This is a genomic window from Achromobacter sp. FW305-C-13, from assembly GCF_058783475.1.
The window spans coordinates 1,349,826-1,372,722 of the sequence record NZ_JBYSYN010000002.1 but is presented as its reverse complement, the minus strand read 5'-3'; the positions used below and the strand labels follow the sequence as shown (position 1 = coordinate 1,372,722).

20 protein-coding genes and 6 tRNA genes are annotated in these 22,897 nt (G+C 65.1%); 22 read left to right on the top strand and 4 right to left on the bottom strand.

Annotation, left to right across the window (positions count from 1 at the left end; all coding sequences use genetic code 11):
- Window positions 1-30: 30 nt before the first annotated feature.
- The 8 genes from queA to AC3WMU_RS17660 all read left to right on the top strand — a co-directional run bounded on the left by queA (window position 31) and on the right by AC3WMU_RS17660 (window position 8,056).
- On the top strand, window positions 31-1,089 hold the full coding sequence (gene queA, locus AC3WMU_RS17695; RefSeq protein ID WP_006222714.1) for a tRNA preQ1(34) S-adenosylmethionine ribosyltransferase-isomerase QueA: 1,059 nt from the start codon (window positions 31-33) through the stop codon (window positions 1,087-1,089).
- Window positions 1,086-2,222, top strand: a complete 1,137-nt coding sequence (gene tgt, locus AC3WMU_RS17690) for a tRNA guanosine(34) transglycosylase Tgt (protein ID WP_006222713.1) — start codon at window positions 1,086-1,088, stop codon at window positions 2,220-2,222. Before queA ends, tgt begins: the two co-directional genes overlap by 4 nt.
- A 338-nt stretch (window positions 2,223-2,560) precedes the next feature.
- Entirely contained in the window at window positions 2,561-2,905 is a 345-nt protein-coding gene (gene yajC / locus AC3WMU_RS17685; protein WP_006221220.1) for a preprotein translocase subunit YajC, read from the top strand.
- A gap of 110 nt (window positions 2,906-3,015) precedes the next feature.
- Window positions 3,016-4,896 (top strand): protein translocase subunit SecD, encoded by a 1,881-nt coding sequence (secD, locus tag AC3WMU_RS17680; protein ID WP_006222712.1) that lies wholly within the window; start codon window positions 3,016-3,018, stop codon window positions 4,894-4,896.
- Window positions 4,897-4,950: 54 nt separating this feature from the next.
- Window positions 4,951-5,886, top strand: a complete 936-nt coding sequence (gene secF, locus AC3WMU_RS17675) for a protein translocase subunit SecF (RefSeq protein WP_006222711.1) — start codon at window positions 4,951-4,953, stop codon at window positions 5,884-5,886.
- Window positions 5,887-6,218: 332 nt separating this feature from the next.
- Window positions 6,219-6,533: a helix-turn-helix domain-containing protein gene (locus tag AC3WMU_RS17670; RefSeq protein ID WP_006222710.1), complete on the top strand. Its 315-nt coding sequence runs from the start codon at window positions 6,219-6,221 to the stop codon at window positions 6,531-6,533.
- Between the two features lie 76 nt (window positions 6,534-6,609).
- Window positions 6,610-7,287, top strand: a complete 678-nt coding sequence (locus AC3WMU_RS17665) for a VOC family protein (RefSeq protein ID WP_006222709.1) — start codon at window positions 6,610-6,612, stop codon at window positions 7,285-7,287.
- 58 nt (window positions 7,288-7,345) lie between these two features.
- Window positions 7,346-8,056: an alanyl-tRNA editing protein gene (locus AC3WMU_RS17660; protein WP_492282748.1), complete on the top strand. Its 711-nt coding sequence runs from the start codon at window positions 7,346-7,348 to the stop codon at window positions 8,054-8,056.
- 72 nt (window positions 8,057-8,128) lie between these two features.
- On the opposite strand, the gene AC3WMU_RS17655 is transcribed toward AC3WMU_RS17660, so the two are convergent.
- The gene (locus AC3WMU_RS17655; RefSeq protein WP_088589601.1) at window positions 8,129-8,896 is read right to left on the bottom strand and encodes a phosphatase PAP2 family protein; all 768 of its coding nucleotides are present in this window, start codon (window positions 8,894-8,896) and stop codon (window positions 8,129-8,131) included.
- Between the two features lie 170 nt (window positions 8,897-9,066).
- Between AC3WMU_RS17655 and miaB the strand changes: the two genes are divergently transcribed.
- The 5 genes from miaB (at window position 9,067) to lnt (ending at window position 14,684) form a co-directional block, all read left to right on the top strand.
- Window positions 9,067-10,515 (top strand): tRNA (N6-isopentenyl adenosine(37)-C2)-methylthiotransferase MiaB, encoded by a 1,449-nt coding sequence (miaB, locus tag AC3WMU_RS17650; RefSeq protein ID WP_006222706.1) that lies wholly within the window; start codon window positions 9,067-9,069, stop codon window positions 10,513-10,515.
- Window positions 10,512-11,537, top strand: coding sequence for a PhoH family protein (locus AC3WMU_RS17645; protein ID WP_280029683.1), 1,026 nt, complete (start codon window positions 10,512-10,514; stop codon window positions 11,535-11,537). Before miaB ends, AC3WMU_RS17645 begins: the two co-directional genes overlap by 4 nt.
- Window positions 11,527-12,003, top strand: a complete 477-nt coding sequence (gene ybeY / locus AC3WMU_RS17640; protein WP_088589599.1) for an rRNA maturation RNase YbeY — start codon at window positions 11,527-11,529, stop codon at window positions 12,001-12,003. The genes AC3WMU_RS17645 and ybeY overlap by 11 nt, the downstream gene beginning before the upstream one ends.
- 165 nt (window positions 12,004-12,168) lie before the next feature.
- A complete protein-coding gene (locus tag AC3WMU_RS17635) occupies window positions 12,169-13,059 on the top strand; it encodes a CorC family transporter (RefSeq protein ID WP_035212337.1) in 891 nt (296 codons plus the stop codon).
- Window positions 13,056-14,684 (top strand): apolipoprotein N-acyltransferase, encoded by a 1,629-nt coding sequence (gene lnt / locus AC3WMU_RS17630; RefSeq protein WP_492282747.1) that lies wholly within the window; start codon window positions 13,056-13,058, stop codon window positions 14,682-14,684. The genes AC3WMU_RS17635 and lnt overlap by 4 nt, the downstream gene beginning before the upstream one ends.
- Window positions 14,685-14,691: 7 nt before the next feature.
- Here the strand turns inward: lnt and AC3WMU_RS17625 are convergent, their stop codons facing one another.
- Window positions 14,692-15,747, bottom strand: a complete 1,056-nt coding sequence (locus AC3WMU_RS17625) for an aldo/keto reductase (RefSeq protein ID WP_081533981.1) — start codon at window positions 15,745-15,747, stop codon at window positions 14,692-14,694.
- 362 nt (window positions 15,748-16,109) lie between these two features.
- Between AC3WMU_RS17625 and AC3WMU_RS17620 the strand changes: the two genes are divergently transcribed.
- The 9 genes from AC3WMU_RS17620 (at window position 16,110) to AC3WMU_RS17580 (ending at window position 20,723) form a co-directional block, all read left to right on the top strand.
- A tRNA-Ala gene (locus AC3WMU_RS17620) sits at window positions 16,110-16,185 on the top strand.
- A 33-nt stretch (window positions 16,186-16,218) separates the two neighbouring features.
- Window positions 16,219-16,294 (top strand) — tRNA-Glu (locus tag AC3WMU_RS17615).
- Window positions 16,295-16,372: 78 nt separating this feature from the next.
- Window positions 16,373-16,449 (top strand) — tRNA-Asp (locus tag AC3WMU_RS17610).
- 106 nt (window positions 16,450-16,555) lie between these two features.
- Window positions 16,556-16,631: transfer RNA gene (locus AC3WMU_RS17605), tRNA-Ala, on the top strand.
- Between the two features lie 47 nt (window positions 16,632-16,678).
- Window positions 16,679-16,754, top strand: a tRNA-Glu gene (locus AC3WMU_RS17600).
- 72 nt (window positions 16,755-16,826) lie between these two features.
- Window positions 16,827-16,903, top strand: a tRNA-Asp gene (locus AC3WMU_RS17595).
- A 168-nt stretch (window positions 16,904-17,071) separates the two neighbouring features.
- Window positions 17,072-18,586 carry a helix-turn-helix transcriptional regulator gene (locus AC3WMU_RS17590; RefSeq protein ID WP_006222700.1) on the top strand — a complete coding sequence of 505 codons (1,515 nt, stop codon included), beginning with the start codon at window positions 17,072-17,074 and terminating at the stop codon, window positions 18,584-18,586.
- A 251-nt stretch (window positions 18,587-18,837) separates the two neighbouring features.
- Window positions 18,838-19,863, top strand: coding sequence for a biotin synthase BioB (gene bioB, locus AC3WMU_RS17585; RefSeq protein WP_492282746.1), 1,026 nt, complete (start codon window positions 18,838-18,840; stop codon window positions 19,861-19,863).
- Window positions 19,860-20,723 (top strand): EamA family transporter, encoded by an 864-nt coding sequence (locus tag AC3WMU_RS17580; RefSeq protein WP_492282819.1) that lies wholly within the window; start codon window positions 19,860-19,862, stop codon window positions 20,721-20,723. The genes bioB and AC3WMU_RS17580 overlap by 4 nt, the downstream gene beginning before the upstream one ends.
- Before the next feature lie 11 nt (window positions 20,724-20,734).
- On the opposite strand, the gene AC3WMU_RS17575 is transcribed toward AC3WMU_RS17580, so the two are convergent.
- On the bottom strand, window positions 20,735-22,153 hold the full coding sequence (locus tag AC3WMU_RS17575) for an MFS transporter (protein WP_006222697.1): 1,419 nt from the start codon (window positions 22,151-22,153) through the stop codon (window positions 20,735-20,737).
- Window positions 22,154-22,239: 86 nt separating this feature from the next.
- Window positions 22,240-22,743: a peroxiredoxin gene (locus AC3WMU_RS17570; protein WP_006222696.1), complete on the bottom strand. Its 504-nt coding sequence runs from the start codon at window positions 22,741-22,743 to the stop codon at window positions 22,240-22,242.
- Between the last annotated feature and the right edge of the window lie 154 nt (window positions 22,744-22,897).

Genomic DNA, 22,897 nt, shown 5'->3' with positions numbered 1-22,897 from the left:
CCGCCCCCCCTCAGACAGACAGATACCCGCGTGACCCAGTCCCTGACCGTTTCCGATTTCAATTACGAGCTGCCGCCCGAACTCATCGCGCAGACGCCTGCCGCCGAACGCACGGGCAGCCGCCTGCTGCACCTGGACGGCGCCAGCCAGCTGCACGACCGGCAATTCGCCGATCTGGCCGGCCTGCTGCGCGCGGGCGACCTGCTTATCTTCAATGACACCCGCGTCATCAAGGCCCGCCTGCCGGGCCACAAGATCACCGGCGGCAAGATCGAGGTCCTGGTCGAACGCATCACCGAGACCGACCGGGTCCTGGCCCATGTGCGCGCCAGTAAATCGCCCGGCCCCGGCATGGTGCTGCGCCTGGCCGACGCCTTCGACGCCACGGTGCTGGGCCGCGAGGGCGATCTGTTCGACATCCGCTTCCCCGGCCCCGTGCTGGACTTGCTGGACGCCCACGGCGCCACGCCGCTTCCGCCCTACATCACGCACGCGGCCGACGCCGGCGACGACGACCGCTATCAGACCGTCTACGCCCGCGAACCCGGCGCCGTGGCGGCGCCCACCGCCGGCCTGCACTTCGACCAGCCTACCCTGGACCGCCTGGCCGACCTGGGCGTGGAGCGCGCGTTCGTCACGCTGCACGTGGGCGCGGGCACGTTCCAGCCGGTGCGCGTGGACAACCTGGCCGACCACATCATGCACGCCGAATGGTTCACGGTGCCGCAAGCCACGGTGGATGCCATCGCCGCCGCCCGCGCCCGTGGCGGCCGCGTGATCGCCGTCGGCACGACCAGCGTGCGCGCCCTGGAATCTGCCGCCGCTCAGACCGAAGGCCGCACGGCGCCCGGGGTGCCGCTGGCCGCCGCCCAGGGCGACACGCGCCTGTTCATCACCCCGGGCTACCAGTACCGCGTCGTGGACGCGCTGGTCACCAACTTCCACCTTCCCCAGTCGACCCTGCTGATGCTGGTGTCGGCGCTGGCCGGCGTCGAGCCGATCCGCCGCGCCTACGCCCATGCGGTAGCCCAGCGCTACCGCTTCTTCAGCTATGGCGACGCCATGTTCATTGAATCCCCTGCCTCATGACCGGACTGAACTTCGAACTGCTCGCCACTGACGGCGGCGCCCGCCGCGGCCGCATCACGCTGAACCACGGCGTGGTCGAAACCCCCATCTTCATGCCTGTCGGCACCTATGGCAGCGTCAAGGCCATGATGCCGCACGAGCTCAAAGAGATCGGCTCGCAGATCGTGCTGGGCAACACGTTCCACCTGTGGCTGCGCCCGGGCACGGAGATCATGGAAAAGCATGGCGGCCTGCACGGCTTCATGCAGTGGGACAAGCCGATCCTGACCGATTCCGGCGGTTTCCAGGTGTTCAGCCTGCAAGGCATGCGCAAGATCACCGAGGAAGGCGTGAAATTCGCCTCGCCCATCGACGGCGCGCGCCTGTTCCTGACGCCGGAAGAATCCATGCGCATCCAGCGCTCGCTGAATTCCGACATCGTCATGGTGTTCGACGAATGCACGCCCTATGAGATCGACGGCCGCCCCGCCACGGTGGAGGAAGCCGCCCGCTCGATGCGCATGTCATTGCGCTGGGCGCGCCGCTCGCGCGAGGAATTCGACCGCTTGGGCAACCCCAACGCGCTCTTCGGCATCGTCCAGGGCGGCATGTACGAAGCGCTGCGCGACGAATCCCTGGCCGGCCTGCAGGACATCGGCTTCCATGGGTACGCCATCGGCGGCCTGTCGGTGGGCGAGCCCAAGGAAGACATGATGCGCATCCTGGCGCACGTGACGCCCAAGCTGCCGGCCCAGGCGCCCCGCTACCTGATGGGCGTGGGCACGCCGGAAGACCTGGTCGAAGGCGTCTCGCGCGGCGTGGACATGTTCGACTGCGTCATGCCCACCCGCAACGCCCGCAACGGCTGGCTGTTCACCCGCTTCGGCGACGTCAAGATCCGCAACGCCAAGTACCGCGACGACACCCGTCCGCTGGACCCCAGCTGCGCATGCCACACCTGCGCCAATTTCTCGCGCGCCTACCTGCATCACCTGCAGCGCGCCAACGAAATCACCGGCGCACGGCTCAATACGCTGCACAACCTGCATTTCTACCTGACCATCATGAAGGAAATGCGCGAAGCCATCGCCGAAGGCCGCTTCGACGCCTGGCGCGCCCAATTCGCCGCCGACCGCGCCCGCGGCATCGAGTGATCCGGGGCCATTTACCGCCGGGTTAACCGGCGGTAAATGCATCCCCCGGGGGCTGCAAGCCTGAGCGCCGTGGACCCTTTTTTCAGTCAGGGGCTTTTCTATCCTGGATTCGCCCCCATTGATTGGGATCCCTCCCTAGTGAAAGGCCAGCAATAAGATAGATACAATAGTCGGCTTGCCCTATCCATGGCTCGCGCGGGGATGGGTGCATAAAAACACAGCTAAAGTATGGCCGTGACTCGCCGTGACCCGCCATGATCCTTCATGGCATAGAAAATCCGGGCATGGCCAGCCCAGGCAATAAACAACCCAAACAGACTTAAACGCAGGAGAATTCAATGTCCGTTATCGATACCGCCAGCCTCGTCGTGGCCCAAGCCGCCGCCCCTGAAGGCAATGCGCTGATGGGCATGCTGCCCATCGTCTTGATGTTCGTGATCCTCTATTTCCTGATGATCCGTCCCCAGATGAAGCGCCAGAAAGAGCACCGTAACCTGATCGCCGCCCTGGCCAAGGGTGACGAAGTGGTCACCGCCGGCGGCATGCTCGGCAAGGTCACCAAGGTCAACGACAGCTATGTGACTGTTGAAGTCTCCGAACTGGCCGACAAGCCGGTGGAAGTGATCATGCAGAAATCGTCGGTTTCGACCGTGCTGCCCAAGGGAACCATCAAGGCCCTGTAAGCGTCCCATAGGAGCCCCGTCGGGCTCTTTTGTCCGATGGTGCCTACCGCCGCCCGCTGCGCTTGCCGCTCGGGCGGCCCTTTCATCACTCTTACATGAAGTAGCCGGCAATGAACCGCTATCCCCTCTGGAAGTACATTACGGTCCTGATCGCGGTCATCATTGGCCTGCTGTACACGCTTCCCAATTTCTACGGCGAATCGCCTGCCGTCCAGGTTTCCAGCGCCAAGGCCACCATCAAGGTGGATCCGGCCATGCTGAGCCGGGTCGAGCAGATCCTGACGGACGCCAAGATCCCCAATGAAGGGGTTTTCTTCGAAACCAACGGCACGCTCGGCACCGTGCGCGCCCGCTTCACGTCGACCGACCTGCAATTGCAGGCTCGCGACCTGATCGACAAATCCCTGAACACCGTCGCCGGCGACCCGCACTACACCGTGGCGCTGAACCTGCTGCCCGCGTCGCCCGCCTGGATGCGCGCGATGGGCTGGTTCGCCCCCAAGCCCATGTACCTGGGCCTGGACTTGCGCGGCGGCGTGCACTTCCTGCTGCAGGTCGACATGCAAGGCGCCCTGACCGCCCGCTACGACTCGCTGGCCGCCGACGTGCGTTCGGTGCTGCGCGACCAGAAGGTCAACGTGGCCGGCGTCGAACGCTCGGGCATGGGCGTTGCCGCCACCTTCGCCAACACGGACGATCGCGACCGCGCCATCTCGACCCTGCGCACCCGCCTGCCCGACCTGGAATTCACCGAACGCGAAGAAAACGGCAAGCAGCTGCTGATGGGCGCCCTGAACCCGGCCGCCGTCCAGCGCGTGCAGGATTCCGCGCTGAAGCAGAACATCAACACCCTGCACAACCGGATCAACGAACTGGGCGTGGCCGAACCCGTCATCCAGCAGCAAGGGTCCGACCGCATCGTGGTGCAGCTGCCCGGCGTGCAGGACGTGGCCAAGGCCAAGGAACTGCTGGGCCGGACCGCCACGCTTGAAATCCGCATGGTCGACGACACCCCCACCGCGCAAGCCGCGCTGCTGGGCGGCACCGTGCCCTTCGGCCTGGAACGCTACAACGACCGCGACGGCCGTCCGATCCTGGTCCGCCGCCAGGTCGTCCTGACGGGTGAAAACCTGCAAGACGCCCAGCCGGGCCGCGATTCCCAAACGCAGCAGGCCGCCGTCCACCTGACGCTGGATTCCAAGGGCGCTCGCATCTTCCGCGACGTCACCCGCGACAACATCGGCAAGCGCATGGCCATCCTGCTGTTCGAAAACGGCAAGGGCGAAGTGGTCACGGCGCCGGTCATCCGCAGCGAAATCGCGGGCGGCCAGGTGCAGATCTCGGGCAGCATGAGCTCCGAGGAAGCCGCCGACACCGCCCTGCTGCTGCGCGCAGGCGCCTTGGCCGCACCGATGTCCATCATCGAAGAACGCACCATCGGCCCGAGCCTGGGCGCCGACAACATCTCGAAGGGCTTCCATTCGACGTTGTACGGTTTCCTGGCCATCGCCGTCTTCATCATCCTGTACTACCACCTGTTCGGCGTGTTCTCCACGGTCGGCCTGACCCTGAACGTGCTGCTGCTGCTGGCGCTGCTGTCCATGCTGCAGGCCACGCTCACCCTGCCAGGCATCGCCGCTATCGCGCTGACGCTCGGCATGGCCATTGACTCGAACGTGCTGATCAACGAGCGGATACGGGAAGAGTTGCGGGCGGGCGCCACGCCGCAGCAAGCCATCCATCAGGGGTTCGAACGCGCCTGGGGCACCATTCTTGACTCGAACCTCACGACGCTCATCGTGGGCCTGGCGCTGCTGGCCTTCGGTTCGGGCCCGATCCGGGGCTTCGCCGTGGTGCACTGCCTGGGCATCCTGACTTCGATGTTCTCGTCGGTGGTGGGCGTGCGCGCCCTGGCCAACCTGTACTACGGCCGCAAGAAGAAGCTCACCACGATCTCCATCGGTGAAATCTGGAAACCGAAGGCAAACTGAACATAAAGCGGGCGGCGCAAGCCGTCCGCCACAGCAAAGAACCGAAGGCGAAAAATGGAATTTTTCCGGATTCACCGCACTATCCCGTTCATGCGCCATGCGTTGGTGCTGAACATCATCAGTCTCGTCACGTTCATCCTGGCGGTCTTCTTCATCGTGACCCGCGGGTTCCACCTGTCGATCGAATTCACCGGCGGCACGGTCATGGAAGTCAACTACGCCCAGACGGCGCAGCTTGAAAACGTGCGCGGCGTGGTGTCCAAGCTGGGCTACACCGACTTCCAGGTGCAGAACTTCGGCACCTCGCACGACGTAATGATCCGCCTGCCGCTGCAGGAAGGCCAAACGTCGGCGACCCAAAGCGAAACCGTCATGGCCGCGCTGAAGACGGCTGATTCCGGCGTCGAACTGCGCCGCGTGGAATTCGTCGGTCCGCAAGTCGGCCAGGAGCTGCTGCACAACGGCCTGATGGCCTTGCTGGTGGTGGTCATCGGCATCATGGTCTACCTGGGCTTCCGCTTCGAATGGAAGTTCGCCGTCGCCGGCGTGATCGCCAACCTGCACGACGTGGTGATCATCCTGGGCTTCTTCGCGTTCTTCCAGTGGGAATTCTCGCTGTCGGTGCTGGCGGGCGTGCTGGCGGTGCTGGGTTACTCCGTGAACGAATCCGTGGTCATCATGGACCGGATCCGCGAGAACTTCCGCAAGTACCGCAAGGCGGACGTGCACGAAGTGATCAACAGCGCCATCACGCAAACCATCTCGCGAACCATCATCACGCACGGTTCGACGCAGATGATGGTGCTGGCCATGCTGTTCTTCGGCGGCCCCACCCTGCACTACTTCGCCATGGCGCTCACCATCGGCATCTGGTTCGGTATCTACTCGTCGGTGTTCGTCGCCGCCGCGCTGGCCATGTGGATGGGCGTCAAGCGCGAAGACCTGATCAAGCCGGTCAAGAAGGATGGCGAAGAAGGCGAAGTCGCCTGACCTGCCTCGCGCGTTAAACAAAAACCCGTCGCTTGCGACGGGTTTTTTGCTTTCTGAGCCCGTGGAAAGCCGAGGCAGGCCTCGGTTTCCACGACTAGCCGCATTGTCCTATGTCCGATTACCTTGGCCGCTCTCGCCAAGAAGGCAGATTGACTTATATATCCGAACAGGTATATTCATGAAAACCGACTGCCCTAGGGCGTTGCATTGGGAAGGCTCCTCCAAGAAAGACTTCAAGACGTTCCCCGTGGCCGTTCAAAAAAGCATGGGCATGCAGTTGTATGTCATTCAATCAGGCCGTTGGCCCGTAACGCCCCAAACAGGAGCCCCCGATGACCCAATCAAGCACGAGCACCCGCAACGTCTTATACGACCTGGGTTTTGAGGACGCTGCCGACCTGACCGCGAAAGTCCAATTAGCCATCAAATTCAATGATTTGATCGACCAACGCGGCCTGAATCAAACCGAAGTTGCCACGCTGACCGGCATGACCCAGCCCAAGGTGTCGCAGATCCGGCGCTACAAGTTGCTGAACGTCTCGTTGGAGCGGCTGATGCAAGCGCTGGTCTCTCTGGACCAGCATGTAGAGATCCGCGTGCGCAAAGCCCGCCAGTCCGACACTGCCGCCATCACGGTCACCGCCTGACCCGGCCACTGTACCGACCGTCCGCTTACCGGTGTACGGGTACGAATGCGCCAGCATTGGCTACCATAGCAACACCATGAAACTATCCATCGATCATCTCGTCATCGCCGCGGCGGACCTTGCCAGCGGCACGCAATACGTTGCAGACCTCCTGGGCATCGCGCCGCAAGGCGGCGGCGTCCACCCGCGCATGGGCACCCATAACCGGGTGCTGGGCATGGCCGACGGCATCTACCTGGAAGTGATCGCCATCGATCCCGATGCGCCGCCGCCCGAGCGTGCGCGCTGGTTTGGACTTGACCAGGGCGACGTGCGCGCGCGCCTGGAACAGGGGCCGTTCCTGGCGCACTGGGCGGCGCGGGTCGAAGCGCCCATGGACCTGACCCGCATGCAGGCCGAGCATCCCGAGCGCATCGCGCCCGTCATCCCCATGACCCGGGGCGACCTGCGCTGGCGCTTGACGGTGCCGGACGATGGCAGCCTGCCTGTCTGGCGCGAAGCCGGCCATGCCGCAGGCGATGGCCTCCTGCCCACGCTGATCCAATGGGACGTGGACGCCTACCCCGGCATCAGCCTGCCGCGCCAACCCTTGAAGCTGGTCCGCCTGACGGGCAGCCATCCGCAGGCCGGCCTGCTGCGCCAGGGACTGACCTGGATGGGCGCAGACACCCTGATCGACCTTGAACAAGCCAGCGGCACCCCGCGCCTGTGGGCGCAGATCGAGACCCTCCAGGGCGTCAAGACGCTGGCATGACCCTGGCATGACCCCACCCGATAACAACAATTCAACACCCCAAACCGGAGACCATCCTATGCCCGCCACCCGCAAACGATTCGACGACGAGCCCTACCTGGGCCAGTGCGACGCCACCGTCATCGCCGTGAATCCCGAGGGCATCGAACTGGACGAGACCGTCTGCTATGCGCGCAGCGGCGGCCAAGCGGGCGACAGCGGCACGCTGACCCTGGCGGACGGCCGCGTCCTGACGCTGACGGACACCGTCTACGCCGACGACCGCCAACGTATCCTCCACGTGCTGGACGGCGACGCCGCCCTGCAAGTCGGCGACCGCGTCACCGTGTCCATCGACTGGGCGCGCCGCCACCGGCTGATGCGCCTGCACACCTGTCTGCATTTGCTGGGTTCCCTGGTGCCCGCGCCGGTGACCGGGTGCAGCATCTCGCCCGATTCCGCTCGCATCGATTTCGACCTGCCCGAGTCCACGTTGGAAAAGACGGATCTGACCGAACGGCTGAATGCGCTGATCAACCGCGGCCTCGACGTCGCGGTCAACGGCATCACGCCCGAAGAGCTGGCCGCGCAACCCGACCTGGTTCGCACCGTGGGCGCCGCGCCTCCTGCCGGCACCGCCAAGATCCGCATCATCGACATCCCGGGCGTCGACCGCCAGCCCTGTGGCGGCACGCACGTGCGCAATACGACAGAGATCGGCGCCATCGCCGTCACCAAGATCGAAAAGAAGAGCCGCACCAACCGGCGCGTGGTGGTGGGCTTCGCTTAAAACGGGCCCCCTCCGACGCCATGAAAAAAGGGCCGCGAATGGATCGCGGCCCTTTTCTATTCTTGCGGACGTTCAGCCCTTTTTCCACCACCGCCACGGCGCGCGCAGCGGCCATTGGTACTTGCTGCACAGCACGCGAGGCGCCAACACGTGGCCGACCAGCACGGCGATGCCCGCTGCGGTCATTACGTCGGACAGGTAGTGGTCCAGATTGACCAGCCGGCTCATCGCCACCAGCGCCGCCAGCAGCAGGAAGGCCGCGCGCCAGCGCGGGGCCAGGATGCCCAGGACGACCGCCACGGCGAACGCGGCGTAGGTGTGGCTGGAGGGAAAGGAATTGAACTGCTGCACGCGCGAAAAGGATTCGCCCAGCCCGTAGATGCCTTTCTCGAAAAACAATTCGGGACGGGCCCGCGCCACCGACCGTTTCAGCACCAGCACCACCAGCCCGCCCACGGCCATCGTGGACAGCATCAGCAGGCTGCCGCGCGCCATGCTGGCGTAGCTCATGCGCAAGGGGTTGCGCCAGCCGCGCGCCAGGCCGATCAGGCCAACGACGTAAAAGGCCAGCGCCACGCCGATGTACGGGCCGCTCTCGCCCATTTGCCCCACCCATTCGAAGGACTCGTTCACGCCGTCGGACACCGACTGCTTGATCCAGATGGCCAGCGGCAGATCCACCCAGCGGGCGCAGGCAGCGGCCGCGGCAGCCAAGGCAACGCCCAGCAGCAACCAGGTGGCCAACGAGAACGGATTGCGGACTTCGTCCGGTACGGGCAGGCCAGGCGCGGCGGGGGCCGCAGGAGCGGCGACCGGAGGCGTCATGGGATTGGGTGTCATCGGTACCGCTCAAAGAAAATGAGAAATATTACCGCCCGCTGAAAGCCGGCCGGACCGCTATCGTAACGGCGACCGCCCGCGGCACCAAGAAACAATTTTCGCGCAAGGGTTAAAATTCCGCCTTTCCAGCCCATCAGCCCCCGGGATCTACACCCGTCACGGCGACCATCATGCAAGCTACCTCCCTGAAGCGCGGCAACGCGCCCGACGGCGGCAACGCCGCCTCTCCCCTCGCAGACGCCCTCGAAAACACCGGCGCCGGCTCCCCCCGCAAGCTGTATATCCGCACCTTCGGCTGCCAGATGAACGAGTACGACTCGGACAAGATGGCCGACGTGCTGCGTGGCGACCAGGGCCTTGAGCTGACCGACAACCCGGAAGAGGCCGACGTCATCCTGTTCAACACCTGTTCGGTGCGCGAGAAGGCGCAGGAAAAAGTCTTCTCGGACCTGGGCCGCGTGCAGCACTTGAAGAAAACGAACCCGAATCTGGTGATCGGGGTCGGCGGCTGCGTGGCCAGTCAGGAAGGCGCGGCCATCGTCAAGCGCGCGCCCTACGTGGACGTGGTGTTCGGCCCGCAGACCCTGCACCGCCTGCCCGACCTGATTGCGCGCCGCCGCGCCGAAGGCCGGTCCCAGGTGGACATCAGCTTCCCCGAGATCGAAAAATTCGACAACATGCCGCCCCCGCGCGTCGATGGCGCGACCGCGTTCGTCTCGATCATGGAAGGCTGTAGCAAGTATTGCAGCTTCTGCGTCGTGCCTTACACGCGCGGCGAGGAAGTCTCGCGCCCCTTCGAAGACGTGCTGGTCGAAGTGGCCGACCTGGCCGACCAGGGCGTCAAGGAAGTGACGCTGCTGGGCCAGAACGTGAACGCCTACCGCGGCAAGATGGAAGGCACGGACGACATCGCCGACTTCGCCATGCTGCTGGAGTACGTGCACGAGATCCCCGGCATCGAACGCATCCGCTACACGACCTCGCACCCCAAGGAAATGACCCAGCGCATGGTGGACGCCTACGCCCGCCTGCCCAAACTGGTGTCGTTCCTGCACCTGCCCGTGCAAGCCGGCAGCGACCGGGTGCTGGCCGGCATGAAGCGCGGCTACACCACGCTGGAATTCAAGTCGGTGGTCCGCCGCCTGCGCGCCGCCCGCCCCGACCTGACTCTGTCGTCCGACTTCATCGTGGGTTTCCCCGGCGAAACGGAAGAAGACTTCGAAAAGACGATGAAGCTGATCGAGGACGTCGGTTTCGACACCTCGTTCTCGTTCGTCTACTCGCGCCGCCCGGGCACGCCCGCGGCCGACCTGACCGACGATACGCCGCAAGACGTCAAGCTGCGCCGGCTGCAGCGCCTGCAGGCGCTGATCAACGAGCAGGCGGCCACCATCGCCCGCAACATGGTCGGCACGCGCCAGCGCCTGCTGGTGGAAGGCCCCTCGCGCCGCGACCCCAACGAACTGATGGGCCGCACCGAGAACAACCGCATCGTGAACTTCGCCGCGCCCGCGCGGCTCATCGGACAAATGGTCGACGTCATCATCACCGAAGCGCACACCAATTCGTTGCGCGCCCGGGTGGCAGACGTGGACCGCGTTCCCCAAGAGGCCGAATGACCACTCCCCGTTCCCGCGCCCGTCGCAGCATGCCCGCCGTCGTCAACCTGGACGGCGACAACACCCACCTGGCCAATCTGTGCGGCCCGCTGGACGAAAACCTGCGGCAGCTTGCCGACGGCATGGGCGTCAAGCTCTCGCGCCGCGGCAGCCGCGTCACCATCGAAGGCGAACAGGCTGAACTGGCCGGCCGGGTATTGCGACGCTTCCACGAACAGGCAGTGCACCGCGCCCTGTCCGTCGACGACATCCAGCTGGGCCTGGTCGAGATCGGCGTGGGACGGCTGGAAGAGAAGCAAAAGGACGAGCCGGCGCGCGAAGCCGACCCGCTGCCCGCCCTGGACGACGAAAGCGACGGCATCGCGCTGCGCACCAAGCGCAGCGACCTGCGCCCGCGCACGCCGCGCCAACGCGACTACCTGAACAACATCCTCAAGCACGACATCACCTTTGGCGTGGGCCCCGCTGGCACCGGCAAGACCTGGCTGGCCGTGGCCTGCGCCATCGACGCGATGGAACGCGACACGGTGCAGCGCCTGGTGCTGACCCGGCCGGCCGTCGAAGCCGGCGAGCGCCTGGGCTTTCTGCCCGGCGACCTGGCCCAGAAAGTCGACCCGTATCTGCGCCCGCTGTATGACGCGCTCTACGATCTGATGGGCTTCGAGAAGGTGCAACGCCTGTTCGAAAAGCAGACGATCGAGATCGCCCCGCTGGCCTACATGCGCGGCCGCACGTTGAACCATGCCTTCGTCATCCTGGATGAAGCCCAGAACACCACGCCGGAACAGATGAAGATGTTCCTGACGCGGATCGGCTTCGGCAGCAAGGCCGTCATCACCGGCGATCCGTCGCAGGTGGACCTGCCGCGCGGCCAGGACAGCGGCCTGGCCCATGCGGTCAAGGTGCTGCACGACGTCCAGGGCATCGCCACCACCCGGTTCACCAGCCGCGATGTCGTGCGCCACCCGCTGGTCGCCCGCATCGTCGACGCCTACGACCGCGCCTCCGAAAATGAAGCCTGAGCTGTCCCTGTCCGTCCAGTACGGGGTGGAAGAACCCCGCCTGCCCCGCTGGCGCCTGCGCCGGTGGGCTGAACGCGCCCTGGCCGCCGCGGCGCAAGACGGCCTGGTCGAATTCTCGGCCGCCGAACTCAGCCTGCGGCTGGTCGGCGCCGCCGAAGGCCGCCGCCTGAACCGGGATTTCCGCGAACGCGACTACGCCACCAACGTCTTGACGTTTGAGTACGGCGTGGATCCCCTGGGCGTGGCCCGCGGCGACATCGTCATGTGCGTGCCCGTGCTGGTGCGCGAGGCCCGGGAACAGCGCAAGCCGCTGCTGGACCACGCCGCCCACCTGACGCTGCACGGCGTGCTGCATTCGCTGGGCTATGACCACATCAAGGCGCGTGACGCCAAGCGGATGGAAGCCCTGGAAACCGCCACGCTGGCGCAGATGGGCATTGCCGATCCCTACGTCGCGGCAGACTAGCGCCAACCCGGCGCGGGCACTTCGGGTCTACCCCTAGAAATTGCAGGAAAATGGCGCCAAGCAAGACGCAGATGCCGTCGATTGGCCCCATTTTCATGGTCTCCGTTACAAACGGGAAGCCAGTTTCGGTTATGCTGGCCCCTCCATAACTTGTCCTCCCGGACGATGTCTGACCCTTACCCTGCTCCCGAAGCGACCTCTGCTCGCTCAGCCAAACCCGCCACCAAATCCCTTCTAGACCGCCTGCTTTCCCTTGTGCGCCGAGAGCCCGAGGACCGCGAAGGCATCAAGGCCATTCTGGAAGCCGCGCACGACCGCAACCTGCTGGACGCGGAGTCCTACAAGATGATCAAGGGCGCGCTGGCCGTGTCCGAGGGCACCGTCGGCGACATCATGGTTCCGCGTTCGCGCATGGACCTGCTGGACGTCACCCAGCCCATCCCCTATCTCGTGGCCACGGTGATCGAAACGGCGCATTCGCGTTTTCCGGTCTACGAAGGCGACCGCGACAACATCATCGGCATCCTGCTGGCCAAGGATCTGCTGCGCTGCATGCTGGAACCCGGCATCGAAGTGCGCACGCTGGTCCGCCCCGCCGTGTTCATCCCCGAATCCAAGCGCCTGAACGTGCTGTTGCACGAATTCCGCGCCAGCCGCAACCACCAGGCCATCGTCATCGATGAGCATGGCGGCATTTCCGGCCTGGTCACGATGGAAGACGTGCTGGAGCAGATCGTCGGCGACATCGAAGACGAATTCGACGAAACCGAAGAAGACTCGATCTTCCCGGAAGGCGAAAACCAGTGGCGCGTGCTGGCCGCCACGGATATCTCGCACTTCAACGAGGTGTTCGGCTGCCAGTTGCCCGACGACGAATACGACAGCGTCGGCGGCTGGATGGGCGGCCAATTGGGCCGCATCCCCCGCCGTGGCGACATCGCCGAATTCGACGGCTTGCGCATGGAAGTGGCGCGCGGCGACGCCCGCCGCGCCATCTGGCTGCGCGTCAAGCGCAACACCCCCACCGAAACTTCCCGCCCCGCCGACGACGCATGAGCCGTACCCCGCGCAGCCGACTCCTGCGCGGCGTCGCCGGCTTGATGCTGGCGGGCGCCGTGCACGCCCTGACCTTCGCGCCCGGCCCCTTGCCGGATTGGGCGCTGGCCATCACGCAGATCCTGGCGCTGGCGATCGCCGCGCGCGTCACCCTCACCGCCCCGTCGGCCAAACAGGCCTGGGCGCGCGGATGGCTGTTCGCGTTCGTCACCTATGCGGTGGGTCTGTACTGGCTCTTCATCAGCATGCATCGCTACGGCGATCTGGCCGCGCCGCTGGCGGTGGCGGGGGTGCTTGCGCTGTCTTCCTTCCTGGCGCTGTTTCCCGCCACGGCCAGCGCGCTCGCACGCCGCTACACGCCGCTGGAAAACGGCGCGCCGCCCTCCCGCATCCTGGCCGCCACGCTGGCCTGGGCCGCGCTGTGGGCAGGCTTCGAATGGCTGCGGGCCGTGCTGCTGACCGGCTTCCCGTGGCTGAATATCGGTTACGCGCAGGTCGACAGCCCCATCGCCGGCTGGGCGCCCATCGTGGGCGTGCACGGCATGGCGTTCGTCGCTGCGTTCGTCGCGGCCGCGATCGCCAGCCTGTGGCAACCGTCCCGCAAAAAGGCCATGGACTCGCGCCAGGCACTGGCCGCCGGCATCGCCGTCGCGCTGGCCGCCGCCGGCTGGCCGCTGTCGCGCGTGGACTGGTCCTCGCCCACCGGCGATCTGCTCAACGTGCGGCTGGTCCAGGGCAACATCGAACAGTCGCAAAAGTTCGATCCCGCCCTGCTGGAACAAAGCCTGGTGCGCCACCTGGAAATGACGGCGCTGCCGCCGGCGGCGGGCGTTCCCGCCCCGCAACTGGTGATCCTGCCCGAAACCGTGTTGCCGATCTTCCAGGACCAGCTGGATCCCCGCGTCTGGGACGCCTGGCGCGGCGTGGCCGCGCAACGCAACATGACCATCGCCATGGGCGTGCCGCTGCACGACCGCGTCAATGGCCGCGACCGCTACACCAACAGCGTGATGGGCTTTGACGGCAATACGCCGGTCGAACAGCTTGTCGCCGGCAGCACCGCCATGCGCTACGACAAGCGCCACCTGGTGCCTTGGGGCGAATACGTGCCGCCGGGATTCCACTGGTTCGTGGACATGCTGAACATCCCGCTGGGCGATTTCGACCGCGGCGGGGAACGCCAGACGCCCTTCGCGGTGGGCGGCCAGCACATTGCCTTCAACATCTGCTACGAAGACCTGTTCGGCCCCGACCTGCTGCCGGCGCTGCTGCCCGGCCCGAACGGCGAGGCGGGCGCGACCATCCTCGTCAACGTCAGCAATCTGGGATGGTTCGGCGATTCCTGGGCCTTGCGCCAGCACCTGCAGATCGGCCGGCTGCGCACCATGGAAACCGCTCGCCCGATGCTCACGGCCACCAATACCGGCATCACCGCCGCCATTGATGCCAAGGGCCATGTCGCCGCCCAGCTTGCGCCTTTGCAAGCGGGCGTGCTGCCGGTCTCGGTGCAAGGCATGACGGGCCTGACGCCCTACGCACGCTTTGGCGACAAGATCGCGTTGGCGCTGGTGGGCCTGGCGCTGATCGCCGCCTTCGGCAGCAGCCGCAAAACGCGCCGCGGCTGATCGGGACTCAGGCGAAGAGGTTGGCGGGCAGCTTGCCGCTGTCTTCCGGCGGGCGCAGCGGTCCGGCACCCGCGCCCGTCAATTCGATGGCCTCGGCGACGGCATCCAGGTCGTCGCCATCCAACTCCAATTCCGCAGCGCCCAGCAGCCCGTTGACCTGGGCGGCGCTGCGCGCGCCGACGATGGCGCCCGTCACCCCGGGCCACGCCAGCGTCCACGCGGCAGCCACCGCCGCGACGGTCGTGCCATGCCGTTCAGCGATGGGTTTGAAGGCGTCGGCCAGGGCCAGATTGCGCGTTAGATTGGGCGGCATGAATTCCGCATGGCGCGCGCGCCAGTCGTCAGCGGGCAACGCGCGGGCGCGCTCGGCCGAAAAACCGCCGGTCAGCAGGCCGGATTGCATCGGGCTGTAGACGATCACACCGACGTCATGCGCCGCGCACCACGGAATCAGGTCGGCCGCGGCTGCGCGCTGGATCGCCGAGAATGGCGGCTGCAGCGAATCCACGTGGCCCAGCGCTTCGGCATCCTGCAATTGCGCCAGGTTATGGTTCGACAAACCGATGGCGCCGACCTTCCCCGCCTGCTTCAAGTCCAGCAGTTCCTGCCAGTAGCGCTCGATCGGCGTGCCGTCGCCCGCCGGCCAATGCATCTGATAGAGGTCGATGCGTTCGACCCCGAGCCGCCGCAACGAGTCCTCGACTTCACGGCGAATGCTGGCGGGTGCGCCCGTACGGCGCGGCGTCGCCATCGGGTTATCAGCAGACCACGTCAGCCCGCACTTGGTGAAGACATAAGGCCTGTCGCCGGGCGCCATCTGCGCCAGCGCCCGCCGCACGATTTCTTCGGAATGCCCCAGTCCGTACACCGCCGCGGTGTCGATCCAGTTGATGCCACGGTCCACCGCCAGGCGGATGGCGGCGATGGAATCGGCGTCGTCCTGCGGCCCCCAACCCACCGCCCAGCCATTGCCGCCGATGGCCCAGGCGCCCAGGCCGATACGCGTGATGGCCATGCCGCTGCGTCCAAGCGGCCGGGTGGGAAACGAAGTCTGTGTGCTCATGCCAGGTACCCGAGTGAATACGACCGAATTTTTTCACGCGAAAGGCGCATGATGAATAAAAAAATTCACTCCCACCATAGCATCTGCACAAGTCTTTGATTTTCTTGAAATCTGCATCAATCGACCACGGCCCGTGATTCGCCGAATCGCGCACAAAATGCGCAAAAAAGGCGATCCAACCCCAGTTTTTTTGCCCGTTTTACGCTTTTTGCCGCAAAGCGACTTGCACACCCGATTTTGTTCGTGCATAATCTCGTTTCTTCGCCAACGGCACTAAACAAAACCGGCAACGAACTACGAAAAAGCGCACTATAAAACGTGTGTTTCGATCGTAAAACGTAGCAGGAATTGATTAGAAGAACGGGGGTATAGCTCAGCTGGGAGAGCGCTTGCATGGCATGCAAGAGGTCAGCGGTTCGATCCCGCTTACCTCCACCAGCCCAAAGCGAAGAAAGTAGTTTGTAAGTCCAAGTCCCCTTCGTCTAGAGGCCTAGGACATCACCCTTTCACGGTGAGTACAGGGGTTCGAATCCCCTAGGGGACGCCAGTTTTTCTGGCATGCAAGTCGCAGTAAAGCAGTAGATAAGTGCAGTTGAAGTGACAAAGTAGTTGAGTAAGCCGCTGCGGAGCGGTAGTTCAGTTGGTTAGAATACCGGCCTGTCACGCCGGGGGTCGCGGGTTCGAGCCCCGTCCGCTCCGCCAAAAGCTCTCTCGCTCTGAGTCTTTCAAGAGCTCCGTCTTCGGGGCTTTTTGCTTTTATAGAGTGTGAGACCTTGTTGTCCGTAGTGTGAGACATCAGGGCGCCCTGGGGGGTATAGCTCAGCTGGGAGAGCGCTTGCATGGCATGCAAGAGGTCAGCGGTTCGATCCCGCTTACCTCCACCAGTACGCAGTACCGTAGTAAAGTTGTTTTGCAGTTCTGTTCAGTTCAGGTCCCCTTCGTCTAGAGGCCTAGGACATCACCCTTTCACGGTGAGTACAGGGGTTCGAATCCCCTAGGGGACGCCAGCTTTTTCTGGCATGTAGTACCAAGCTGCCTTGACACCGCAGTGTAGTAATGAAGTTCAAGTAAACCGCTGCGGAGCGGTAGTTCAGTTGGTTAGAATACCGGCCTGTCACGCCGGGGGTCGCGGGTTCGAGCCCCGTCCGCTCCGCCAAGCACTTTGTGCTTGATCGCATGGCAGCACATCGCTCAAGCTCCGGATTCCGGAGCTTTTTGCTTTTCTGCGCCCGCCGCACTCTCTACCCTCCCCCCCGCCGCGAAGACTCGTCCGTTTTGCTCTCTGGACAGCAGCGTCGTGCGCCTTCATCCTGTGTGCTCATGCATGCGAACCGAAGAGGCCTACGTGACCGAAAACGCCGCCACACCCCAAGCGCATCGCCAACACCTGCAAAGCATCATCGCGGGTTTGAATGAAGGCATCATCGTGCTCGAACCCGACGGCGCCATCGCCTGGGCCAACGACAGCGCGCTTGAACTGCACGGCGTCGACACGCTGCAGGAATTGGGCGGAACCCCCGCCGGGTACCGCAAACGCTACACGCTCACCTACCGCAACCATCATCGCGTTGCCGCCCGCCAATATCCGCTGGACCGGTTAGCCGCCGGCGAACCGTTCGACGACCTGCTGGTGGATTTGGGCCGCAAGGACGATGAGGACTTCCTGCGCAACCTGCGCGCCCGCGGCCTGAACCTGGACAACGACAACGGCGTGGACTTCCGCGTGCTGATCCTGCACGACCAGACTGCCCAACTTAACGCCGAACAACGCTTCGAACGCACCTTCGGCGCCAACCCGGCGCCGGCGCTGATCTGCCGCCTGTCCGATCTGCGGTACGTGAAAGTGAACGAGGGGTTCCTGGAGATGACCGGCTACACGCGCGAAGCCGTGCTGGGCAAGTCGGCGTATGAACTGGACGTGCTGGACGGCGGCGAAGACAAGGAAGCTGCGGTCGCCAAGTTGAATGAAGGCCAGACCATCGCGCAACGCGAAGGCGTGGTGAAGACGGCCGACGGTGGCGCGAAATTCGTGATGGTGGCCGGTCAACCCATCGATATGCAGGACGAGCCCTGCATGCTATTCACCTTCATCGATCTGGAAGCGCGCAAGCGCACCGAAGTCGCACTGCGTGAAAGCGAGGAGCGCTTCTCCAAGGCGTTCCTGCTGGCGCCGGTGCCGATGGCCGTGTGCGAAGGCGATACCCTGCATGTGCTGGACATCAATGAAGCGTTCGCAGCAGTCACCGGGGCCGAGCCTGAAGCCAGCGTGGGCCAGGCCCTGACCGACTTGGGGCTGCAGCCCTACGAGGGTATGGCGGCCAGCCTGAAGCGGGGAGAAAGCGCCCGCAACCGCGAAGCCACGTTAAGCACGCAGGACGGCGGCAAGCTGGACTGCCTGGTGTCGGCCGAACCGGTGATGATCGGCGGCCAGCGCCGCCTGCTGATCGTGATGCAGGACATCACCGAACGCAAACGCTCCGAGACCGAACTGCTTGCCGCGATCGAGGCGGTGATGCAGGACACGTCCTGGTTCAGCCGGGGCATCATCGAAAAGCTGGCGCAACTGCGCGAGCCCGCCCCCGCGACACGCGACGTCGCGGAGCTGGCGCAGTTGACGACCCGTGAACGCGAAGTGCTGGGCCTGTTATGCCAGGGCCATGACGACGACGGCATCGCCAAGAGCCTGAAGTTGTCGCGCAACACCGTGCGCAACCATGTGGCCACGATCTACAGCAAGATCGGCGTGCATCGGCGCAGCGCGGCAATCGTGTGGGCGCGCGACCGGGGCATCACGGGCCACGAATCGACGCGTATTCGGGCCAAACCGGGCAAGGAATAGCGTCCCAGGCCCAGCATTTACAATTGGAATCAAAATATCCGAGGGTGCGGCGTCAACGAAGATGACGCCGCGTTAATCCTCGGCAGCGTCCAAAATCTTCTATTTCTGGAAAATCTGGCGCTAACTCCCCTGCATTTTCCGCATCTGCTCCTGCATTGCGCAAACCCTGCGCAGGTTCTTACGATCCGCCGATCCCGCCCTTGCTTTCCTGCAAGCGCGCGATTTCCGGAAAGACCGACAGGAGCCCGTTCATGCAGACCGCCTACATCCCCGTCCCGACGACGTCCAAGCCCTTGCCCGCGCCCGCCTGGAGCGCCGTCGACGTCATGGCGCTTTACGAGCTGCCCTTCATGGACCTGGTGCATCGCGCCCAACAGGTCCACCGCGCCCACTTCGATCCGAACACCATCCAACTGTCCAGCCTGCTGTCGATCAAGACCGGCGGCTGTCCGGAGGACTGCGCGTATTGCCCGCAGTCTTCGCACTACGACACCGGACTGGATGCCGACAAGCTGATGCCGCTGGCGGACGTGGTTGCCGCCGCCCGCGCCGCGCAGGCAGGCGGCGCGCAGCGCTTTTGCATGGGCGCCGCCTGGCGCAGCCCGAAGCCGCATCACCTGGAAGCCGTGGCCGAGATGGTCACCGCGGTCAAGGCGCTAGGCCTGGAGACCTGCGTCACGCTGGGCATGCTGCGCGACGGCCAGGCCGAACAGCTGAAAGATGCCGGCCTGGACTACTACAACCACAACCTGGACACCTCGCCCGAGTTCTACGGCAAGATCATTTCCACCCGCACCTACCAGGACCGCCTGGATACGCTGGACCGCGTGCGCGACGCCGGCATCAACGTGTGTTGCGGCGGCATCGTGGGCATGGGGGAATCGCGGCGCGAACGCGCCGGCCTGATCGCGCAACTGGCCAGCATGGAGCCCTACCCCGAGTCGGTGCCGATCAACAATCTGGTGCAGGTCGAAGGCACGCCGCTGGCCAACGTGGAAGCGCTGGATCCGTTCGAGTTCGTGCGCACCATCGCCGTTGCACGCATCACCATGCCGCGTGCCGCGGTGCGCCTGTCGGCCGGCCGCGAAGCGATGGACGATGCGTTGCAGGCGCTGTGCTTCATGGCGGGCGCCAACTCCATGTTCTACGGCGACGCGCTGCTGACCACCGCCAACCCGCAAATGGAAGCCGACCAGCGCCTGCTGCAACGCTTGGGGCTGCGGGTGGACGCCTCGCAGCATCATCACCAGCCCGTCGAAGGCGCCACGTGCCGCTGACGCCTGGCGTGCTGTATCTGCTGGCCAGCGTCACGTGCAGCGTCACCGTCGCGGTGCTGCTGAAGCTGGCCCGCCGCTACGAGGTGGACGTGCGACAGGCCGTCGCCGTGAACTACGCGGTGGCCGCCCTGCTTTGCTGGGGCGTGCTGCGCCCCGATCCGTCCACCTTGGTGACGCCGCATACGCCCTGGGCCGTCCTGGCCGCACTGGGTGTGCTGCTGCCCAGCGTCTTCCTGGCGATGGCGGCCGCGGTGCGCCATGCCGGCATCGTGCGCAGCGACGCGGCGCAGCGCCTGTCGCTGTTCATTCCCCTGCTGGCCGCGTTCCTGCTGTTCGGCGAACCCGTCAGCGGCCGCAAACTGGCGGCGATCCTGCTGGCGTTCAGCGCGCTGGCCTGCCTGCTGCGCCGCCCAGCCCCCACCGCGCAACCGTCCGCGGACAGCCGGGCGGCCTGGTTATGGCCCCTGGTGGTCTGGGCGGGTTATGGAGTGATCGACATCCTGTTCAAGCAAGTCGCCCGCGCCGGCACCGCCTTTGCTGGCGGCCTGTTGCTGGCCTTCATACTGGCGGGCGTGCTGATGCTGGGGGTGCTGCTGTGCCGCCGGGTCCGCTGGGAACGCCGCCACGTGCTGGCAGGCGTGGCGCTGGGCCTGGCCAACTTCGGCAATATCCTGACCTATATCCGCGCCCACCAGTCATTGCCCGAGCACCCGGCCCTGGTGTTCGCGTCCATGAACATGGGCGTGATCACACTGGGCACGTTGGTCGGCGCCCTGGCCTTCCGCGAGCCGCTGACCCGCGTCAACCTGCTGGGCATCGCCCTGGCGCTGGCCGCCATCGTGCTGATGGCGCCCTGGTAGGCCCGCACGCCTCAGGTGCCGGTACGGCGCTCGCGTTCGACGGCGTCCTCGGCCTCGGGCAGGCCCGAGTCGGCTGCCGCAGCACCGGCTGCCGCAGCGTCGGCTGCCGGCTCCTCCGCGGCTGCAGGTTCAACGGCCGCCGGTGTGGGCGCCGCCGACGGATCGGGCTGCACCATTTCCATGGCGATATCGTTCTCGGGATCCACGCGCGGATCCAGCACCGCCGCCGCGGGCGAGCTTTGCAGCGTGTCGGGCATGGGCACGAAATGGGTCGGCGCTTCGTCGACCTGGTGCGCGCCCGTGACGCGCGTGGGACGCACCTGCCAGACCAGGATCAGCGCGCAGGCCGAAATGAAGACGTAGTACATGCTGGGCCCGGCCAAAGACATCAGCAGGCCGGCGACCATCGGGCCAATACAGGCGCCCACGCCATAGGTCATGAGCAGCACGGCGGACAGGCTGACGCGGCGCTCGGATTCGACGTGGTCGTTCGCGAACGCGGCGCCCAGCGGATACAAAGTGAACTGCAACACGCCAAAGACGCACGACAAGGCCACCATGGCCCAGTACGGCAAGACCAGCCAGCCCCACATCACGGTGGGCAGCAGCACCAGCAGCAAGGCGTTGAAGCGGATCAGCCCGGCACGGTTGATGCGGTCGGACAGCCAGCCCATCGGCCATTGCGACAGCAGGCCGGCGGTGACGGCGGCGGCAACGAAGATCGCAGCCTGGGACGTGGACAAGCCATGCTTGGCGCCGTAGACGGCCGCCAGGCCATAAAACGCCCCGGAAAGGTTGCCCGCCACGAACAGCACGGTCATCGACAACGGCACGCGGCGCATGAAAAAACGGATGTCCAGCGGCGCCGGCAACGGCGTGGGCGGGTGCGAGCGCGCCGTAACGGCGATCGGCACCAGGCACAGCACCAGGCACATGGCCACCAGGGTCAACGGCCGCAGGTCCAGCGTGGCATAGGCGGTCAGCGCCAATTGCCCCAGCACCGTACCCAGGCCGGACACCACCATGTAGACGGAAAACACGCGGCCGCGCTGATGGTTTTCCGTCTGTTCGTTCAGCCAGCTTTCGATGACCATGAATTCGGTCACCATCACCACGCCGGAAATGATGCGGAACACCAGCCAGAGCGGCATGGAATCGACCAGCGTCTGCGCCAGGATCATGCTGGTGGCAATGGCCGCACAGGCGACGAACGCCCGGATGTGGCCCACGCGGATGATGAGCCTGTGCCCCAGCCGCGCCCCACACACCAGGCCCAGGTAGTAGCCGGCGATCAACACGCCGATCCACACCTCGCTGACCGACTGCGCAGTCAGGCGCAAGCCCATGTAGGTGTTGAACAGACCCGTGCCGATAAGCATCAGCAAGGTCGCGAAATACAGCGACGAGAAAGAAGAGAGGGTGGCGAGCATGGCGTTGGCAACCGCTGCTGGCATTAGCACGGCAGGCTGCAAAGGCAGCCTGCCGCGTTGAGCGGTAAAACAGGAACTACGTTAGATCAGGCTTGCGACAACATCGTGGCGGCGTCGCTGACTTCGAACTTGCCAGCCGCTTCCACGTTCAGTTGCTTGACCACGCCGTCGACGATCAGGGCCGAGTAGCGTTGCGAACGCACGCCCATGCCGCGTGCGATCAGATCCAGTTCCAGGCCGAGTTCCTTGGTCCAGAGGGCCGAACCGTCAGCCAGCATGCGGACTTTGCCGTCGGTCTTCTGTTCACGGCCCCAGGCGCCCATCACGAACGCGTCGTTGACGGACACGCACCAGATTTCATCCACGCCCTTGGCCTTCAGCGCAGCGGCTTGCTCGACGTAGCCAGGCAGATGCTTGGCCGAGCAGGTCGGGGTGAAGGCGCCCGGAACGGCGAACAGCGCGATGGTCTTGCCGCGGGTCAGGTCGGCGACCTGGAACGCGTTGGGACCCAGCGAGCAGCCGGCGGTTTCGGTTTCGATGAATTCGGTCAGGGTGCCATCCGGCACGCGGTCGCCGACTTTGATCGTCATGTAAATCTCCAGGATGTAGGGGTGTTGCATTGAGGCAGGAGCGCCTCACAACCTCCATCATAGTTCCTGCGCGGCCTGCCTGCTGCCCGACAAGGCTCGGGAAAAAAAGATGCACAGTCTGAAACGACTCCACACCCCCGCATCACCGCATGGA

What these genes read in the sequence shown, in the direction of transcription:
- AC3WMU_RS17645 (WP_280029683.1), top strand. Translation starts at nt 10,512, where the DNA reads ATGACCACTCCCCGTTCCCGCGCCCGTCGCAGCATGCCCGCCGTCGTC.
- AC3WMU_RS17590 (WP_006222700.1), top strand. Translation starts at nt 17,072, where the DNA reads ATGCGAACCGAAGAGGCCTACGTGACCGAAAACGCCGCCACACCCCAA.
- AC3WMU_RS17670 (WP_006222710.1), top strand. Translation starts at nt 6,219, where the DNA reads ATGACCCAATCAAGCACGAGCACCCGCAACGTCTTATACGACCTGGGT.
- secD (WP_006222712.1), top strand. Translation starts at nt 3,016, where the DNA reads ATGAACCGCTATCCCCTCTGGAAGTACATTACGGTCCTGATCGCGGTC.
- miaB (WP_006222706.1), top strand. Translation starts at nt 9,067, where the DNA reads ATGCAAGCTACCTCCCTGAAGCGCGGCAACGCGCCCGACGGCGGCAAC.
- AC3WMU_RS17575 (WP_006222697.1), bottom strand. Translation starts at nt 22,153, where the DNA reads ATGCTCGCCACCCTCTCTTCTTTCTCGTCGCTGTATTTCGCGACCTTG.
- AC3WMU_RS17660 (WP_492282748.1), top strand. Translation starts at nt 7,346, where the DNA reads ATGCCCGCCACCCGCAAACGATTCGACGACGAGCCCTACCTGGGCCAG.
- AC3WMU_RS17635 (WP_035212337.1), top strand. Translation starts at nt 12,169, where the DNA reads ATGTCTGACCCTTACCCTGCTCCCGAAGCGACCTCTGCTCGCTCAGCC.
- ybeY (WP_088589599.1), top strand. Translation starts at nt 11,527, where the DNA reads ATGAAGCCTGAGCTGTCCCTGTCCGTCCAGTACGGGGTGGAAGAACCC.
- AC3WMU_RS17570 (WP_006222696.1), bottom strand. Translation starts at nt 22,743, where the DNA reads ATGACGATCAAAGTCGGCGACCGCGTGCCGGATGGCACCCTGACCGAA.
- AC3WMU_RS17665 (WP_006222709.1), top strand. Translation starts at nt 6,610, where the DNA reads ATGAAACTATCCATCGATCATCTCGTCATCGCCGCGGCGGACCTTGCC.
- secF (WP_006222711.1), top strand. Translation starts at nt 4,951, where the DNA reads ATGGAATTTTTCCGGATTCACCGCACTATCCCGTTCATGCGCCATGCG.
- lnt (WP_492282747.1), top strand. Translation starts at nt 13,056, where the DNA reads ATGAGCCGTACCCCGCGCAGCCGACTCCTGCGCGGCGTCGCCGGCTTG.
- tgt (WP_006222713.1), top strand. Translation starts at nt 1,086, where the DNA reads ATGACCGGACTGAACTTCGAACTGCTCGCCACTGACGGCGGCGCCCGC.
- AC3WMU_RS17655 (WP_088589601.1), bottom strand. Translation starts at nt 8,896, where the DNA reads ATGACACCCAATCCCATGACGCCTCCGGTCGCCGCTCCTGCGGCCCCC.
- yajC (WP_006221220.1), top strand. Translation starts at nt 2,561, where the DNA reads ATGTCCGTTATCGATACCGCCAGCCTCGTCGTGGCCCAAGCCGCCGCC.
- AC3WMU_RS17625 (WP_081533981.1), bottom strand. Translation starts at nt 15,747, where the DNA reads ATGAGCACACAGACTTCGTTTCCCACCCGGCCGCTTGGACGCAGCGGC.
- bioB (WP_492282746.1), top strand. Translation starts at nt 18,838, where the DNA reads ATGCAGACCGCCTACATCCCCGTCCCGACGACGTCCAAGCCCTTGCCC.